This window comes from Tepidicaulis marinus (genome assembly GCF_000739695.1).
Taxonomy (GTDB): domain Bacteria; phylum Pseudomonadota; class Alphaproteobacteria; order Parvibaculales; family Parvibaculaceae; genus Tepidicaulis; species Tepidicaulis marinus.
In genome coordinates, this window is record NZ_BBIO01000008.1 from 38,327 (window position 1) to 56,058 (window position 17,732).

The 17,732-nt window shown below is 61.1% G+C and carries 15 protein-coding genes and 1 tRNA gene; 3 read left to right on the plus strand and 13 right to left on the minus strand.

Annotated features, from left to right (window positions below):
- Positions 1-8: 8 nt before the first annotated feature.
- The 7 genes from flgK to flgF all read right to left on the minus strand — a co-directional run bounded on the left by flgK (position 9) and on the right by flgF (position 6,934).
- Positions 9-1,487: a flagellar hook-associated protein FlgK gene (flgK, locus tag M2A_RS08850; protein ID WP_045446012.1), complete on the minus strand. Its 1,479-nt coding sequence runs from the start codon at positions 1,485-1,487 to the stop codon at positions 9-11.
- 56 nt (positions 1,488-1,543) lie between these two features.
- Entirely contained in the window at positions 1,544-2,818 is a 1,275-nt protein-coding gene (locus M2A_RS08855; protein ID WP_045446014.1) for a flagellar hook protein FlgE, read from the minus strand.
- Positions 2,819-2,964: 146 nt separating this feature from the next.
- Positions 2,965-4,140 (minus strand): flagellar motor protein MotB, encoded by a 1,176-nt coding sequence (locus tag M2A_RS08860; protein ID WP_045446017.1) that lies wholly within the window; start codon positions 4,138-4,140, stop codon positions 2,965-2,967.
- A 29-nt stretch (positions 4,141-4,169) separates the two neighbouring features.
- On the minus strand, positions 4,170-4,898 hold the full coding sequence (gene flgH, locus M2A_RS08865; RefSeq protein WP_045446020.1) for a flagellar basal body L-ring protein FlgH: 729 nt from the start codon (positions 4,896-4,898) through the stop codon (positions 4,170-4,172).
- A gap of 12 nt (positions 4,899-4,910) precedes the next feature.
- A complete protein-coding gene (gene flgA / locus M2A_RS17350) occupies positions 4,911-5,366 on the minus strand; it encodes a flagellar basal body P-ring formation chaperone FlgA (protein ID WP_052379346.1) in 456 nt (151 codons plus the stop codon).
- Between the two features lie 4 nt (positions 5,367-5,370).
- The gene (gene flgG, locus M2A_RS08875; protein WP_045446022.1) at positions 5,371-6,156 is read right to left on the minus strand and encodes a flagellar basal-body rod protein FlgG; all 786 of its coding nucleotides are present in this window, start codon (positions 6,154-6,156) and stop codon (positions 5,371-5,373) included.
- 58 nt (positions 6,157-6,214) lie between these two features.
- On the minus strand, positions 6,215-6,934 hold the full coding sequence (flgF, locus tag M2A_RS08880; RefSeq protein ID WP_045446025.1) for a flagellar basal-body rod protein FlgF: 720 nt from the start codon (positions 6,932-6,934) through the stop codon (positions 6,215-6,217).
- Between the two features lie 192 nt (positions 6,935-7,126).
- On the opposite strand from flgF, the gene M2A_RS08885 reads away from it, so the two are divergent.
- Positions 7,127-8,860 carry a hypothetical protein gene (locus M2A_RS08885; protein WP_156101713.1) on the plus strand — a complete coding sequence of 578 codons (1,734 nt, stop codon included), beginning with the start codon at positions 7,127-7,129 and terminating at the stop codon, positions 8,858-8,860.
- Between the two features lie 56 nt (positions 8,861-8,916).
- Here the strand turns inward: M2A_RS08885 and M2A_RS08890 are convergent, their stop codons facing one another.
- Genes M2A_RS08890 through flaF form a run of 3 tightly spaced genes read right to left on the minus strand, consistent with a single transcriptional unit; the run spans position 8,917 to position 10,557 of the window.
- On the minus strand, positions 8,917-9,711 hold the full coding sequence (locus M2A_RS08890; RefSeq protein WP_045446032.1) for a DUF1217 domain-containing protein: 795 nt from the start codon (positions 9,709-9,711) through the stop codon (positions 8,917-8,919).
- A gap of 45 nt (positions 9,712-9,756) precedes the next feature.
- On the minus strand, positions 9,757-10,170 hold the full coding sequence (locus M2A_RS08895) for a flagellar biosynthesis repressor FlbT (protein ID WP_045446035.1): 414 nt from the start codon (positions 10,168-10,170) through the stop codon (positions 9,757-9,759).
- A 33-nt stretch (positions 10,171-10,203) separates the two neighbouring features.
- A complete protein-coding gene (flaF, locus tag M2A_RS08900; RefSeq protein WP_045446037.1) occupies positions 10,204-10,557 on the minus strand; it encodes a flagellar biosynthesis regulator FlaF in 354 nt (117 codons plus the stop codon).
- Positions 10,558-10,718: 161 nt separating this feature from the next.
- Between flaF and M2A_RS08905 the strand changes: the two genes are divergently transcribed.
- Positions 10,719-11,369 (plus strand): trimeric intracellular cation channel family protein, encoded by a 651-nt coding sequence (locus M2A_RS08905; protein WP_045446039.1) that lies wholly within the window; start codon positions 10,719-10,721, stop codon positions 11,367-11,369.
- Between the two features lie 4 nt (positions 11,370-11,373).
- On the opposite strand, the gene M2A_RS08910 is transcribed toward M2A_RS08905, so the two are convergent.
- Positions 11,374-14,508 (minus strand): efflux RND transporter permease subunit, encoded by a 3,135-nt coding sequence (locus M2A_RS08910; RefSeq protein WP_045446041.1) that lies wholly within the window; start codon positions 14,506-14,508, stop codon positions 11,374-11,376.
- On the minus strand, positions 14,505-15,746 hold the full coding sequence (locus M2A_RS08915) for an efflux RND transporter periplasmic adaptor subunit (protein ID WP_081875512.1): 1,242 nt from the start codon (positions 15,744-15,746) through the stop codon (positions 14,505-14,507). Before M2A_RS08915 ends, M2A_RS08910 begins: the two co-directional genes overlap by 4 nt.
- 266 nt (positions 15,747-16,012) lie before the next feature.
- On the opposite strand from M2A_RS08915, the gene M2A_RS08920 reads away from it, so the two are divergent.
- Positions 16,013-17,455: a TrkH family potassium uptake protein gene (locus M2A_RS08920; RefSeq protein WP_045446045.1), complete on the plus strand. Its 1,443-nt coding sequence runs from the start codon at positions 16,013-16,015 to the stop codon at positions 17,453-17,455.
- Between the two features lie 75 nt (positions 17,456-17,530).
- On the opposite strand, the gene M2A_RS08925 is transcribed toward M2A_RS08920, so the two are convergent.
- A tRNA-Arg gene (locus tag M2A_RS08925) sits at positions 17,531-17,607 on the minus strand.
- Positions 17,608-17,732 lie beyond the last annotated feature (125 nt).

Sequence of the window (17,732 nt, forward strand, 5' to 3'; positions counted from 1 at the left end):
TCTCCCGCTTAGAACGAGGCCAGCAGCTGATCGAGCATGCGGTTGGCGGCAGAGATGACCTGCGCGCTGGCGGCATAGCTGCGTTCGATGCTCAGCATTTTTTGCATTTCATCGTCGATATTGACCCCGTCCTTGCTGAGGCGCGAATTGGACAGGCTGTCAAAGGCAATGGTTTCCGACTTCGCATTGTTCTGCGCCGTGCTGCGCAGCGTGTGCGCGTCCGAGGAGGCATTGGAGGCGTAATTGAGCAATGTCGCGGAGGTTTGAATGCCCGCCGCCGGATCGAAGCCGAAGGTTTGCGTGAACACCGCGCTGAAGGCCTGGATCTGCGCCGGATCCCCCGCCGGGCCGGGCACGGCCGCATGTACCCCGTCACGGATGCGCGAAGGATCGCCGCCCGCCAGCGGGTCGATCAACGTGTTCACCGCGATGCGCCCGGCAAGACCCGGCGCATAGGCAAGTGGATCGTGCGCTGCGCCCGCATCGGTAAAGAATCCGGTATCGCTCGGCGCCACACCCGTCACCGTCGCATCCGCGTTCTGAAAGGCGGCGGTGAGCTGGCTTGCCAGTTCATCCACTTGGCGCTGAAAGCGCGGCATCAACCGATCGCGAATCTCAAAATGCGCGGCAAGTTTGCCGCCGGAAAGCGCGCCCGGATAATTGCTGCCCGGCGCGATATCCACCCCGTCCACGGTCAGCCCGCTCAAGGCGGAGGGGCCGGGGGGCGGCGTATAGGCGGCATTCGGCGGGATGACCGGCGAGGCAGCGAAGGAAAGCGGATGCACCTCGCTGTCGAGCAGCGTCACCCCGCCATTTGTCAGGATCGTTACGCCGTTATTTGAGGGAAGGACGTTGATCGGAATTTCCTGGGACAGCCGGTCGATCAATCTGTCGCGCTGATCGAGCAGATCGCCGATATCGCCGTCGCGTCCCCGGCCCTGAATTTCAAGGTTCAGCCGGTGGATCTCGCTGAGATCCCGGTTGATATTGAGGACCGTGCCGGAAATCTGCGCATCGGCATCTTCGCGCAATTGGCGGATGGCGCTGTCGGTATGTTTGAAAACGCCCGTCAAATCCCGCGCCTTGGCAGCGACCGCCTGCTGCAGCGCCACGTCTTCCGGGTTCTCACCCAGAAGCGCCAGCTCGCGCTGAAACTCGCCGAGCGCCGAGGCGAGCGAGCGCTCGTCCTGCGGCTGGCCGACAAGATCGGTATAAAGGGAAAGCGCGGCGCTCAAGGTTTCCTGATAGCCGACACGGGAGGCGGCGGTGCGCACATCACGGATGAGGAATTCATCCACCGTCCGCGAGATGGAGAGCACCGAAACGCCCGCCCCGGAGCCGCCGACGACGAGACTGCCCAGTTCCACATCCTTGCGCACATAGCCTTCGGTCTGCGCGTTCGAAATGTTGCGGCTGACGATCGCCGCCTGGGTCTGGGTTGCGTTCAGCCCGCTCAAGGCGGATTGAATGGCCTGTGAAATACTCATCGTCTTTCCGTTTCCCTGCCTGGGCCTTTGCTCAAGCAGCTACCTCAAAATTACGCCTAGCGTTTGAGCCTGCTCAGCTCCGTCAGCATTTCATCGCCCGCCTGGAAGATTTTGGCGTTCGAGGAATAGGCACGCTGGGTTTGAATAAGTTCGGTCAGCTCTTCGGCGATATCGACGTTGGAAGCTTCCAGCGCATTGGCGATCACCTCCCCCGTCGGCCCGCTCAAAGCATCCCAGAGGCGCACGGCGCCCGAGGCCTGAGAAAGCTGGAAGACGTTGCCGTCTTCGGAGACGAGCCCATCGGTATTGGGCACATCGGCAAGCGGGATCTGATAGACCGGCGTGCGCTGACCGTTATTGAAGATCGCGAACATGGTGCCGTCCTTGTCGATCTCCACTTTCTGGAGCTGGCCGATCTGCGAGCCGTCCGCATTGATGCGGTTCGGCGAATAATCGCCGACGAACTGCACCACGCCGTTGAAACTGTCCACCGCGCCAAGCTTGAGGTCGATATTCTGCCCGTCCACGGTCGTCAGCGTCGCCGTGCCATTTGCGAAAGGCAGCGCCGTCGTGATGGTTTGCGGCGCCCCGGCCAGCGCGCCGGCATTGTGGAACGTGTAGTCGACGGTGCCGATATTCGTGCCGTCATAATCGATGACGTTCAGCGTCCACTGGTTGGGCGTTGCAATATCCGGCTGCCATTCGAGGGTCAGGCGGCGGGAAGCGCCGAGCGGATCGAAATAGGTCATGGAGGTTTCGACCGGCGCCGTGGGCGTGCCCGTGCCCGTCAATTGCTGGGGCAGGTTCGCGGCAAAGTCGATATTCGCCGTTGCCTGGCCGGCAAAGCCCAGATTGGCGATATTCACCGTCTCCATATCGCCGAACGTATCGCGCGAGGGAGAGGGAATGACCGGCGTGCCGTCCGGGTTCAGCGCAAAACCTTCCAGATAATAGCCCGCCCGGTTGACGAGATTGCCGTTCTTGTCGGGAATGAACGAGCCTGCACGGGTCAGCGAGAAAGTGCGGTTCGGGTCGCCCGGATTTTTGGAGACCGTAAAAAAGCCGCGCCCGCCGATCGCCATATCCGTGGCGCTCGTCGAGGTGATGAGGCTGCCGGATTTACCGATTTCGGTGCGCACGGAAGGCAGCACGCCGCCAGCGGTATAATTCGTGCGGCTCGGCGACTGCGTAACCATGGTCGTAAACTCGACGCTGGCGCGCTTGTACCCTTCGGTACTGGAATTGGAAATATTGTCGGCAATCGCGCCGAATTTGATCGACTGCGCTTTCAACCCGGCAACGCCGGCGCGCATGGCACCCAAAAGGCTCATTGCAAGCTCCTGTTACTCTCGCAAGCATGCCCCGCCTTTTCTTGGGGACGCAGAGCCCTTCTTGGGATGCCGCGCCGTCTAACCGGCGCAGATTGACGCTAGAGCGCGATGTTTAAGCTGGGAATAAAGAATCGCGTCCTTCGCATTCATTTCGCCAGAACCAGGATGGAAATCCGGCGGTTGCGCGGATCGAGCGCATCATCCTCGATCAACGGGCGCCGGTCGCCATGCCCTTCGACACGCAGGACACGCTCCGGCGCCAGCCCATTGAGAAGAAGCTGGCGGCGGGCGGCATTCGCCCGATCCGCGGAAAGCTCCCAGTTGGAATAGTTCCGCGTGCCCTTGTAAGGCAATGCGTCCGTGTGACCGGTGATCATCAGCCCGTTCGGCACGTCTTCCAGCACTTCAGCCACGGCCTGCATGATCGCAGCCGTTTCCGCCGTCACATCCGAGGAGCCGACCGCGAACATGGAGAATTTATTGTCATCCATGATCTGGATGCGCAGGCCTTCCTCCTCGATATTGAGGCGGATATTTTCATTCAGGCCCTTCTTCTCCATCAGCTCGCGCAGGTTCTCCAGCAGCTTCTGCTTCAGCCCTTCAAGCTGCTCGCCCTGCTCAAGGCGCGCCAAAAGCTCGCTTTCGCTGAGCTTGGCCTTGCCGGAGGCGCCCGCATCCATCCCGCCGAAAGGTTCGATTTTCTGAGCTGACTTTTCGCCTTCATGCTCTTCGAAGGCTGCGGCATCAAGTTCGGCGGGCGCGCGCGCATCCTGATAAAGCTGCGCCATTTTTTCGCTCGGCTGGGCAAAAGGATCGTTAAAGGCGGCAACGGCAACGGGCGCCGTCTCGCCGATTTTCATGGGCTCGGAGGGCAGCTGCGCGGTCAGCGGCGGCTCATGCTGGGCGGCTGAGTCTTTAAACGCGCTCACCCCGCGTCCTTCCTCCGCTCCCTGGGGCCGGCGCTTTTCCGTGCCGATGGTGGAAACGGAGGGCGGTGCGGAAACCGGATGCGGGCGCTCGCCCTCCCCATCGGGCGCGGTCATCGAGCCTTCGGTGTCGGCGGTGCGCCCCGCCATCAGCCCGTCCGTGCCCGATGCCCCGGTCGCCACGGCCATGGGATTGAAATAAGCGGAAATGCCGTCGCGCTGTTCTTCCGTTGTCGCGTTGACGAGCCACATCAGCAAAAAGAACGCCATCATCGCGGTGACGAAATCGGCATAAGCCAGTTTCCAGACGCCGCCATGGGCGCCTTCCAGCTCATGGTCGTGCCGCTTCACGCGGACGATCACGACTTCCTGCGGAGTTTCTGCCATACGCGCCATTGCGGCCTCTTTTTCTTTCGTGTGGGACCTTACCAGGGCATCAGAATGTCATAGACCTGCTGGCCGTAGCGCGGCTGCTGTACATCCGAGAGCATGCCCCGCCCGCCATAAGCAACGCGCGCTTCGGCTACGTCTTTATATTCGATCTGGTTTTCCGCATCGATATCGATGGGCCGGATGACGCCGGTGATGCGCAGATCGCGCATTTCGTAATTCACCAGCACTTCCTGCCGCCCGGCAATCGCCAGATTGCCGTTGGGCAGCACATCCGTCACCACGGCGGCAATGCGCAGATTGATCTGTTCGTTGCGGTTGATGTCACCGCGCCCGCGCGACAGGCTGGAACTGCCCAGATCGACGCCCTGGTCGAAATCGAGCTCGCGGATCTTGTCTTCCACCACCTGCTGCAATCCCAAAGCAGCGTCGAGCGAGGCGTTTTCGGAATTTTCCCGCGAACGCTCGGAGGAATTGCGCAGCTGCGCCTTGTCATCGATATCGATGAGCACGGTCACGATATCGCCGATTTTCTTGGCGCGCACATCGGCAAAAAACTCCCGCTCGCCCGTCTGCCAGAGCGAGGCGTAATTGCGCTTTTTCGTCATATCGCCGGGCATGGGAAAGGAAATCTGGCGCGGCGCGCCCTCCCCATGCTCGCCCACCGCCATGGGAGAAAAGTCCGGCGCCTTGCCCACGCGCTCCAGCCGCGAACAGCCGGCAGCAAGAAGAAGAGTGCAGCAGATGATGAAGAGGCGGCGCATGGGCAGGCTCCCTTAATGGGTGATCCGGGCCCGGGACGGGCCGGTGACAACGGCATAGACCGTGTTGCCGGTGGAAGGATTGGTGAGGCGCACCGTGTCGCCTTTCATGCCGTCATCCTGGGCGAGCGCCAGAAGGTTGAGCTCCAGCGTGCCGTCCCGGTAAAGGGCGGAGACCTGCGCGTTCTTTTCCACCATGAGCGGGGCGCGCAAGGCGAGCGAGGAAATGACGCGGCCGGGCAGCAAGGTGCGCCGCGCTTCCATGCCGACAATCGCGCCTTCATCCAAAAGACTGTCGGGACGCAGCTGGCGCGTTTCCACCGCGGCAAGGCGCAAATCCGCCTCGCGAATGACCTCGCCGCGCTCGATCCGCCGCGCGGGCACGGGCGTTTCCGCCGCCTCTTCTTCGGCAAGCAGTGGCGAGGCCGGTACTGCAAGCATAAGACCTAAGGCGATGATCAGCGCGCGCATCAGCTTACCTCATCCGCGTGACGGTGCTGAACATCTGATCCGCCGTCTCGATCACCTTGGAATTCATTTCATAGGCCCGCTGGGCGGAAATGAGATCGGTAATTTCCTGCACCGGATTGACGTTGGAACTTTCCAGAAACTTCTGGCGGATGGAGCCGAAGCCCACTTCCCCCGGCACACCGACGATGGCCGGGCCAGAGGCCAGCGTTTCTTTGAGCATATTGTCACCGGCGCTGCTCAGGCCGGCTTCATTCGGAAAGACCGCAAGCTCGATCTGGCCGAGATTGAGCGGCTCGGCTTCCCCGTCCACATAGGCAAGCACTTCGCCGCTCTGATTGACCGTCACATCCACCGCATTGTCGGGAATGGCAAGGCCGGGCTGCAGCACATAACCGTCTGCGGTCACAAGCTGGCCGTCCGGGGATTTCTGGAAGGCGCCGTCGCGCGTATACCCCGTTTCCCCGCCCGGCAGATCGACCATGAAATAACCGCGCCCTTGAAGCGCCAGGTCATAAGTATTGCCGGTATTGGCAAGATTGCCCTGCAGCGATACGCGGCGCACGGCTGCGGTTTTCACACCGAGACCGACCTGAATACCGGCGGGCACGATATTGCCCTCATCGGTCGACTGCACGCCCTGGCGGCGCTGGTTCATATAGAAAAGATCGGTGAACTCGGCCCGCGCGCGCTGAAAGGCGGTCGTGTTCATGTTCGCGATATTGTTCGAGATGACCTCGACATTCGTCTGCTGGGCCATCATGCCGGTGGCGGCGATACCGAGCGCTCTCATGCTGCTCTCCTTACATCGGACACTCTCATGTCTTTCGCCCGTTTCAGCGGGCCGGGGTTTAATCGATCCTGCCAAGGGTGCGGATGGCGCCGCGCAATGTTTCATCGCCGCCCTCCACCATGGTTTTCGTCTGCTCATAAGCGCGCGAGATGGACACGAGCTCGGTCATGGCAAGCACGGGCTGCACATTCGAACCTTCGATCATGCCTTGCTGAAACTCGGCCTCTTCTGCCGCTTCGGGCTGGCCCGGCGCGCTGTAAAGACCGCTTGCCTCACGCGTCATGGTCTGATTGTCGGCAGGGCGCACGCGGCCGATCTGGCCGAAAACCCGCTCGCCATCGCCGATCGTGCCGTCTTTGAGAATTTCAACGCGCGCAGCATCCTGAGGAATGGTGATCTCGCCGCCGCCATTATCCAGCACCGGATTGCCGTCCATCGTCACAAGGCGGCCATCTGCATCGAGATTGAGACGCCCGTCGCGCGTATAGCGCAGGCCTTCGGGCGTTCCCACCTGCAGCCATGCATCGCCATTGATCGCCACATCGAGCGGATTGCCCGTGCGCTCCATCTTGCCCGCGCGCATATCGGTATAGCTGTTGCGGTCCACCACGAAAGACACCGAGCGGCCTTCCTGCGCCTTTTCCATATGCGCATCGAAAAGCACTTTTTCGGCGCGGAAACCGGCGGTGTTCATATTGGCGATATTGTTCGCCACCACATCGAGCTGGCGGCGCAGCGCCAATTGCCCGGAAAGACCTACATAAATCTGCGTCTGCATCGTTTCATTTCCTGACGAAGTGCAAAGCGCGCCATTTTGAACGCAGGTTTAACCTGGAACGGGGAGGTTAAACGCGAGTTTCGGTTTTGCTCCGCTTCAGGAGCGGTAGATGAGCAGGGGATCTGGCGCGATATGGCAATGCGGAAGAGGCGTAAGTTCAGCGGGTTTGCGGCAAAAACACTGGCTTTTTGCATGAGCACGAGCGCGCTCGTGACGGCAGGTTCCGTTCCGGCATTCGCGGAAAACGAAGGTGAAAAGGCCAGCGCGGCAGAAACCGTATTGCCGCTGCGCGCCGCCTCTTACCTGACCCAGCGCGCGGCGCTGCACGGGATGCTCGATGCCGCCAAAGGAAAGGCGCGCATCGAAGCCGCGCATATGACAGCGGATTTTTACATCGAGCGCGGGCTTTACCCCGAAGCAGCCCTCGAGCTTGGCCGCACCTTAAAGCCGGGCGACAGCGCGCTTGCGGACAAAGCCTTGCAAGAAAAACTGATCCTCATCTCCCTGATCGCCAGCCATGGGCGCAGCCGGGGCACATGGGCGCTTGAGGACACAGCCGCCGCCCCCTCTCCGCTTGAGCGGCTCGTCACCGCCGCGCTTAAAGGAGAAGCCGTGCCGCCCGAAGGACTTTCCTCCCGAAAAGCGCTGGCGAGCCTTGAAGGATTTTTCGCCTTTCCCGCCACAGCGCAGGAAGAGCTCGCCCCGCTTCTGGCCGAAGCGGCGGCATCGGGCAGCGACGGGGATTTTCTCCGGCATTTCGCAACGCTTTTTGCCCAAAGAGCGCCTGCGCTTTTGCCCGCCACCTGCCAGCAATGGATTTCCGCGCGCCTTGCCGAATATGAAGGTTTCCCGCAAGCCGCCCGCGCCCGTTATGCGCGCCTCTCCTTAACCGCCGACCGCTGCGCCGCCCATGGCAGGCTCCGCCTTGCCCTGCTCGATCTGATGGCGGGCGGAAACGCGCGCGAAACGGTCCGCGCCGATATGGTGGCGCTGCAGGAGGCCTGGAGGGGCGATACGATCGAGGAAGGCGCGCTCAGGGCGCTTGCCCTGATCGACCGGGAAGAGGACGACCCGCGCATAGCACTCCACTGGCTGCGCCTCCTGGCCGACCGGTTTCCGGCGAGCCTTGAGGATCCCGGTCTTTCCCAATCGGCCGCAAGCCTTGCCGCCAGGCTCTTCGGAAGCCTTGCAGACGGACAGGAAACGAACCTTCATGACTGGCGGCGCGACCGCCTCGCCTATCTTGAATTTCTGAAAGCGGATGATATCCGGCGTCAGGAAGCCGAGTCTTACGCCGGGGCGCTGCTGGCGGCCGGCGCGCATGGCAAGGCGGGCGCCATTCTGGCCGGCCTTATCCGTGAGACGGAAAAAGAAGCGCCCGGCACCCCGCGCCATCAGGCACTGATCGTCAAAAAAGCGCGGAGCGATCTTGCCGCGGGCGATGCCGAAGCCGCGCTTACCACCCTTGCCGCGCTGCCGGAAACAGTCGATAGCGGCCTTGCCCGCGAGGCAACCGGCGCAAAGCTTGCCGCGCTTATCGACCTTGGCCGCCTCGATGAAGCAAATGTGGAACTTGGCGCAGAACTGACCCCCGCACAGGCGCTAGAGCTTGCCCAAGCCTATGGGACGCACGCCGATTGGGAGCAGGCATTCCATCTCCTCAAAGCCCCGTTCGAGGAGGCTGGCGAAACGGTGCTCCCCGGCGGCTATTACGATCTCTTCGCCGCCGCCGCGCTCCTCTCCGGCCATGAGGCGGAGGCCGCCCGGCTTCTTGGCGAGGATACGAAAAAAGACGCCCGCCCGCCGCTTGCCGCCATGGCCGCGATGCCGGGCACGCCTTTGCCGGACGAGCTGACCGCGCCCGAAAAAGTGCGCCGCCTTCTCGATGAGACGGGCAAGCTCATTCATCTTGCCGATACGCTCTAAAAGAAAACGCCCGCTCCTTTCGGGGCGGGCGCCTTTATCTTCTCGAAAGCCGTGTTTTAAAGCCGGTATTTGCTGAGATCCGCCAGCAAGGAAGGATCGATGGAGACGATCGCGGGGGCGCTGCCCAAGGGCTGGATCGGCGCAATGCCGTTTGCCGCCAGATCGATGCCCGATTGTGGGCCCTGCACCACATCCCACATGGCGGTGAAACGCTGCATCCATTTGTCGAGCTTCTTGGGGTCTTTCAGGTCTTCAAGCGGAATGCGGTTTTCGAAATATTCCACCTGCCGGTCGATATTGGTGCTCACGAATTCCTGCGGCAGCCCCATCATCGTGCGCACGGTTTCATAAAGCGCGGCATCGCCGATGATCTCATACCAATTATCGACTTCCGCGATCTTGCGCTCGAAATAGATGGCAAGGCGCACACCCTGATTGCTCTCGCCGATCCGCTCTTCCAGCTCGAGTTTGAGATATTTTTCGACCACCGCATCCACATTCTTGTGGATCAGCATGTTGAGATTGCCCGTCTCGGCAAAGCCGAAGGCCTCAGCGATTTCCTTAAAAGCACTGTCCTGCAGGCGGTTGGCGATCGATCTGTCGTTCACCACGCCTTCATCGAAAACCTTGCGCATCAGCCCTTTCGCATAGGTCTGGCTTTCAAGGCCGAAGGCTTTCATAGCGAAGGTGTAGAGCCGGTAATCGTCGATGAGCTCATCGCCGGTCGAAATTTTGGAAATATTGGCACGGAAATAATCCACTTCCCGCTGCACAAAACCTTCCTTGGCAATCGCGCCGAGCTGCTGGCTATAGGTGCGCCCGATCTGGGCATATTCGGTAAGCGTGGACATGGCGTCCTTCCTTTCAGCCTTGCACCGGGCAGCGGAGGGCGAGAATCAGCCCGCCACCTCCAGCGCCGGCATTTGGCCCAACAGGTCTTTTTCATAATCGAGAACGCGTTTCAGCCGTTTCAGCGCCTGGTAGAAATCTTCTTCTTCCACAAAAGAAATGGCCTCGTGCAGAAGTTCCAAAATCTCACCGTTTTCAAAGGCATAAAGAAGCTGCGCCATCACCGTGTTGAAGAAGATGCGGTGATGGTCGTGCCGCGCCGGCTCCAAAAGCATCAGCTGGACGGCAAAATAGACCCGCTCTGTCGGCGTGCTGACATCTTTTTCATCGAGAATTTCCGGAGCGCGGATCACCTGCGCGAAATTTTCCACGCTCAAGGTCGTGCGCTGGGATTTACAGGTAATCACCGCGCCGTTGATCACGCATTTATCGCCATGCAAAAGGCGGATGTTCAAACCCATTGTCTGCTCCTTCTCGAGCGAGGCCGCGGCGCTTTATTGGCGCGCATTCAGCCCGGCGATAATCGCCTCGTTGATTTCGATCATGGAGCGGATATCCGCCCCGCCGGAATGGGCCGCGCCCGATTCCCGCTCCACCCAGATGGCAAGCGAGAGAAGATTGGATTTCAGCTCGTCGGGCAGCATGTTGCTGGGATCGGATACGTCGGCGGCCAGCGCCGTCCAGAGCCGGCGGTTGTCCAGCACCGCGCGGTGATACATCTCATCGCGCCGCTCCGCTTCCACCACATCTTTGAGCTGATCGGTCACGCGCCTGAAAATCAGGCTTTCGGATTGGCGCGGGTCGACAATCTGCTGTTTCGTTTCAAGATACGCGCTCACTTGCTGCATCTTTTCAAGCCTCCTTGGGCCCGCAGGCCGCCCAGCGGGATGCGGGCGGCGGGCCATTTCCATGTACTAAACGCTAGGCGGGGATGTTTAAGCTGGGTTTTAAGCTTTGCCCGCTTTAGCCTCACACGGGGGGAGAGGAATGCGGCGGCCCGAGGGATGAGATGAGCCTGAATTACACGAGCCTTTTGTTTTTCATCGATAGTGCCGGCGTTCTCGTCTTTGCGATCTCCGGCGCGCTGGTCGCCGCGCGCAAGCAGCTCGATATTGTCGGCTTCTGCCTCATCGGCATCGTAACGGGGCTCGGCGGCGGCACGATCCGCGATTTGCTGCTCGGCACGGTCAAGGCCGGTGCCATCGAGGTCTTCTGGCTCGATAAGTCTTTCTATCTATATCTGTGCATCGCAGGCGCGGTTTTCGTGTTCTTTTTCCATCATATGGTGAATTCGCGCTACCGGGCGGTGCTCTGGGCGGATGCCATCGGCCTGTCGCTCTTTGCCGTGGAAGGAACGAAACGCGCGCTCGGAGCCGGGATCGATCCGAGCGCCGCCGTACTTCTCGGTGTCATCACGGCCACATTCGGCGGCATCATCCGCGACGTCATTTGCCGGGAGGATTCGCCCATCCTGCGCAAGGAGATCTACATCACCGCCGCCTTTACCGGCGCCGCGCTTTATGCCGCGCTCGGCCCGCTGGAGTTTTTAAGCGAAACGGCGCGCACCTTCATCGCCATTGCCGCAGCTTTCGGCTTGCGGGCCGCAGCCCTCCGGTTCGATCTGACATTGCCCGGCTTCCGCCAGCGCCCGCCTTCCTGAAGGCTCACTCCCCGTCGCGGCGGCGCGCAAGCGCCCGCGTTGCCACATAAAAGACCGGCGTAAAAAGCAGCCCGAAAAGCGTCACCCCGATCATGCCGGAAAAAACCGCCGTGCCGAGCGCCTGGCGCTGTTCGGCGCCCGCACCCGCCGCAATGACGAGCGGCACGACCCCCAGAATGAAGGCAAAGGAGGTCATGAGAATGGGGCGCAAACGCGTGCGCGCTGCCTGCGCCGCCGCATCGAAACGGCTGAGCCCTTCGGCTTCCCCCTGGCGGGCAAATTCCACGATCAGGATCGCGTTCTTCGCCGCAAGGCCGATCAGAACGACAAGGCCGATCTGCACGAGAATGTTGTTGTCGAGCCCGCGCAGGAGCACCCCGCTCATCGCTGCCAGCAGGCACATGGGCACGATGAGAATGATGGCGAGCGGCAGGAGCCAGCTTTCATATTGCGCAGCAAGCACCAGAAAGACGAAGACGACGGCGGCCATGAAAATATAGATCGCCGTGTTGCCGACCTGTTTTTCCTGGAAGGACAGCTCCGTCCATTCATAAGCAAAGCCGTCGGGCAGGACCTGATCGGCAAGCCCTTCCATAGCGCTCAAGGTCTGGCCTGTGGAAAAGCCGGGATTGGTGTTCCCCTGCACGGCGGCTGCCGGGTAAAGATTATAGCGGGCAACGCGGTAAGGCCCGGTAATGTCCCGGAACGTGGCAATGGAGCCGAGCGGCACCATGGCGCCCGATTGCGAGCGGGTGCGCAGAGCGGCCACATCGTCCACGTCGCGCCGGTGCGGGCCGTCGGCCTGCGCGCGCACCTGGAAGGTCCGGCCCAGGAAATTGAAATCATTGACGTAGGACGAGCCTATATAAACGCCGAGCGTTTCAAAGACACGCGAGACGGGCACGCCCAGCTTTTCCGCCTTCACCCGGTCGATATCGGCATAGATTTGCGGCGTCTTCGTATTGAAAAGCGTGAAGACCCGCGTTGCCTCGGGCAGCCCGTTCGCGGCCATGGCAAGATTCTGCGCGGCCGCTTCGAGCGCCGGCAGTCCGCGGCCCTGGCGGTCCTCCACCATCATCTTGAAACCGCCGCCCGTGCCCACGCCGCGCACCGGCGGCGGCACGACGACGAAGATCGTCGCCTCGCGGATGGAGGCAAAACGGCGCTGCAAATCCTGCAAGACATCCTGCCAGCCGACGCCAATGTCGGCGCGCTCGTCGAAAGAACGCAGCGAAATGAACATCGCCCCGGTATTGGGCGCATTCGTGAATGTCGCCCCGTCGAAACCGGCATAGCCCGTCACGCGGTTGACGCCCGGCGTTTCCACCGCCATGCGCGAGGCGCGGCGCACCACATCGTCGGTGCGCGACAGCGCCGAGCCCGGCGGCAATTGCACGACGCCGATGAAATAGCCCTGGTCCTGTTCGGGAATAAAGCCGGTCGGCGTCTTGGCAAATTCGAGAACCGTCAGGCCGATAAGGCCGCCATAGATAAGAAGCATCATGGCGCTGACGCGCACGGCGCGAGCGACGACATCGCTATACCAGCCCGAAAGCGCTTCGAAGGACGTGTTAAAGCGCGTGAAAAACCGGTTTGCCGCGCGGCGCAGCGGCCCGCCGCCTTCTTCCGCTTCTTCCCGGCGCAGAAGAAGCCGGGCAAGCGCCGGGCTCAAGGTCAGCGAGATAAGACCTGAAATCGCCACCGCCGTTGCGATCGTCACCGCGAATTGCTGGTAAAAAGCACCGGAAATGCCGGGAATGAAAGCAGTAGGAATAAAAACCGCGCTGAGCACGAGCACGATGGAGACAAGCGCCGAGCCCACCTCGTCCATCGTCTTATGCGCGGCATCGTAAGGCGAGAGCCCTTCGCGCAAATGCCGCTCGACATTTTCCACCACGACAATCGCATCATCCACCACGATGCCGATGGCAAGCACAAGCCCGAAAAGCGAGAGCGTGTTGAGCGAAAAGCCGAGCGCGGCCATGACGCCGAACGTGCCGATGAGGGAGACCGGAATAGCAACAATGGGAATGATCGCCGCGCGCCAGCTTTGCAGGAAGAGGACGATCACGATAATGACGAGCGCCACCGCCTCGAAGATCGTGCGGGTGAGCTCGGAGACCGATTCCTCGACGAATTGCGTCGGATTATAAGGAATGGCATAGGCGATACCGGGCGGGAAATCTTTCGAGAGCCGCTCCAGCGTTGCTTTGACTTCTTCCGCCGTTGCCAGCGCATTCGAGCCTGGGCGCTGGAAAATGCCGAGCGCCACGCCCTTCTTGCCGTCGAGATAGGAATTGGAGACGTAGTTCTGCGCGCCAAGCTCGATGCGCGCCACATCGGCAAGGCGCGTGACGCGCCCTTGCGCGTCCGTCTTCACCACGACATCGCCGAATTGTTCCGGTTCGATCAGCCGGCCAAGCGTTTGCACCGCCACTTCAAAAGCGCCCTGGTCCGGCATGGGCGAGGTGTTGAGCACCCCGGAAGAGACCTGAACGTTTTGCGCGCGCAGCGCCTCCAGAACATCCGAGACGGTCATGCGCCGCGCCTCGAGACGCGGCGGGTCGAGCCAGATGCGCATGGAATAATCGGCGCTGCCGAACACGATCACATTGCCCACACCGCCAAGGCGCGAGAGCACGTCGGTGATGTTGAGCTTCGTGTAGTTCGAGAGATAAAGCTGATCGACGGATTCATCCGGCGAGTTCATGTTGACGACCATCAGCATGTCGGGCGAGCGCTTGACCGTCGTCACGCCGAGGCGGCGCACTTCTTCGGGCAGGCGGCTTTCGGCCACCGCCACGCGGTTTTGCACCAGCACCTGCGCGGCATCGAGATCGGTGCCGAGCGCGAAGGTAACGGTGATGGACACGCGCCCGTCCCCGGTCGATTGCGAGGACATATAAAGCATGTTCTCGACGCCGTTGATTTCCTGCTCAAGCGGCGTTGCCACCGTATCGGCCACGACTTCCGCAGACGCGCCGGGATAGGAGGCGGAAACCTGAATGGTGGGCGGAGCAACCTCCGGATATTGCTGAATGGGCAGACCGACATAAGACATGCCGCCGATCAGCGTGATGAGGATCGCGATAACGGCGGCGAAGATCGGTCGGTCGACGAAGAAATGGGAAAACTTCATTCCGCTTCCCCTCCGGCTTCACCTGTCTTTGGCGCTTTTCCTTCCGGCGCTTTCTCCGGGGCGCCGTCCCCCTGTTTGTCCGCATTGACCGGCGCGCCGTTGCGGATTTTCGTCAGCCCGTCGATGATCACCCAATCATCCGGCGTGAGCCCGGCGCGCACCACGCGCATATCCTCGATGACGGGGCCGAGCTCCAGATAGCGCGCGGCGGCTTTACCCTCTTCGCCCAGCACATAGACGAATTTGCGCGACTGGTCGGAATTGATGGCGACTTCCGGCACCAGAATGGCTTCATATTCTTCCGAACCCGGCACCCGCACCTGGCCGAAAAGACCGGGTGTCAAAAACCCGTCCGCATTGCCGAATTGCGCCTGGCCGCGGATCGTCCCCGAGGCGGTGTCTAGCGCATTGTCGACAAAAACCATGCTGCCGCCATGGCTGAATTCTTTTTCATCCAGCAGCTTTACGGAAACGGCAACGGAGCTGGAGCGGGCGTTGAGCCGGCCTTCATCGTTGAGGCGCTGATATTTCAGATAATCGGCTTCCGACACATCGAACTCGAAGAGCACCGGATCGAGCGAGACGATGCGGGTGAGCACATCGCTGCCTTGGGTGACGAGATTGCCGACATCCACCTTGCTGTCGGAAATGCGCCCGCGAATGGGGGCACGGATTTCGGTAAAGTCGAACTCAAGCTGCGCCTGATCGCGCTCGGCCTTGGCGGCGGCAAGCGATGCATCGGCCACTTTGCGCTCCAAAAGCCGCTGATCGTATGTCGAGCGGGAGACATTGGAGCTTTTGAGCAATTTGGACGCGCGGGCAAGCTCACGCTCGGCAAGATTCAGGCTCGCCTCGGCGCTCGCAACGCGCGCTTCGGCTTCTTCCAGCGCGACTTTGAAGGAACGCTGATCGATGACGAAAAGCAGATCGCCTTTCTCGACGATCTGGCCGTCTTCAAAGAGCACCGAATCAAGATAGCCCGACACCCGCGCGCGGATATCCACCTGGGAAACGGGCACAAAGCGGCCCGTATAGATTTCCCATTCCACGATTTCCTTCACTGTCGGATGCACCGCCGTCACGGTGGGCGGCGGCGGGCCCTGATTGCCCCCCTCGTCGCAAGCGGCAAGCCCAAGCGCCATGAACCCGGCAAAGGCAAGACCGGCAACGCGTTTCATCGATATTTGCTTGGCGGTTTTTCCGGTCACATGCGGGCGGCGGTTTATTCTTCTGCGCATCTCATGCTCCTTATGACCTGCCTCTTGCAACCGGCAACGCCCGCGAGGAGGGCCAGGCGGGGCACTTTACCTTATCCCATTTTCACCGGAATGATGAGCCCCCGCGCAGCGAAATGACGGGGCCGGTGTTTAATTTGTGCAGCGATTGCCTGAGCTTAGCGGCTCTCGCCCTTTGCGCTTTCATCTTTTTCCGCAAAGGTCTAAAAGACCGGGCCTGAAATATAATGCTGAGCAGCTTGCCTCAGAAGGCTGTAAGAACAGGTTTCATGCGCGCACCCCCCGTTCTTTATATTCTCGGTCTTCTGCTCTGCAGCCTCGCAGTGACCATGCTCCTTCCGGCTGGCATCGATCTTTTATGGGCACACCCGGACTGGAAGAGCTTCGTGATTTCGGCGGGCATCACCGGCGGCATCGGCGCCCTGCTTGCCATCATCACTTACAGTCCGGCCCCTATCGAACTGGATCTGCGCCAGTCTTTCCTGCTCACCGCAAGCAGCTGGGTCGTGCTGCCCGCCTTCGCCGCACTGCCGCTGATCGGCGTCGGTGTTTCTTATACGGATGCTTTTTTCGAAGCCGTCTCGGGCCTGACGACGACCGGCTCCACGGTGATGAGCGGGCTCGACACGCTGCCCTATGGCATCTTGTTCTGGCGCGCGCTTTTACAATGGATCGGCGGCATCGGTATCATCGTCATGGCGATCGTACTGCTGCCCTTCCTGCGCGTCGGCGGTATGCAGCTCTTCCGCACGGAAAGTTCGGAGCAGTCGGAAAAAATCATTCCGAAAGCCTTTCACTTCGTCGCCTATATTGCCGCTGCCTATAGCTCGCTCACCGCGCTTTGCGCCGTCAGTTATGCAGCGGCGGGCATGAGCGGGTTCGATGCCATATGCCACGCCATGACGACGCTCTCAACCGGGGGCTATTCGACCCATGATGCCTCTTTCGGCCATTTCGATAGCCGCACCATGCAATGGATCGCCACGTTTTTCATGATTTCCGGTGCCGTGCCTTTCGTTGCCTATATCCGCATGATCCGGGGTGACGAACGCAAGATCTGGGACGATGTGCAAATCCGCGGGCTGATACGGTTTTTAACGAGCGTCATTCTGGTCCTCACGGTCTGGCGCGTGTCGTCGGCCAATGCCGATCCTTTCACCGCACTCACGGAGGCCGCCTTCAACGTCACCTCGGTCGTTACCACCACGGGCTTTGCCAGCACCGATTATTCGCTCTGGGGGCCGGCGGCACTTGGCGGCTTTTTGTTTTTGACCTTTGTCGGCGGCTGCGCGGGCTCGACCTCCGGCGGCATCAAAATTTACCGCTTCCAGGTGCTCTGGATCGTCTTGCGCGCCAAATTGCGCCAGCTGATGAGCCCGAACCGGGTCGTCTCCATGCGATACGGCTCGCGGCGCATTCCCAGCGACGTGCCCGAAGCCGTGCTGGCCTTTCTGACGGCGTTTCTGGGAACGGTCGCGGTCTTCACCTTCGCTCTTTCCCTGATGGGGCTCGACCTCATCACCGCGCTCACCGCCAGCGCCACGGCCATCACCAATGTCGGCCCCGGGCTCGGCGAGATCATCGGCCCGGCCGGTAATTTCGCGCCCCTGCCAGATGGTGCCAAATGGCTCCTCTCGCTCGCCATGCTTTTCGGCCGGCTGGAGATTTTCACGCTTCTCCTCCTCCTCGACCCCGAATTCTGGCGCCCGTAACCTCCGCACGCCCGAGACGCGCCAAAGCGCCCGCCGCCAAAGCGGCGTTATTTATTGCAATGTTTCGGAGGGAAGTGGCGCGCCGGGGAAGATTCGAACTCCCGACCCCCAGATTCGTAGTCTGGTGCTCTATCCAGCTGAGCTACCGGCGCAAGGTGAGGCGGCGGGCGGCTTGACAAGCGGCCCCGCCTCAAGAGGTGCGTACTCATAATGCCTAGAAAAGCTTATGGCAAGAGGCCTGCAGGCTTTATCCCAGCCTTTTTTCACAGGCTTTTTC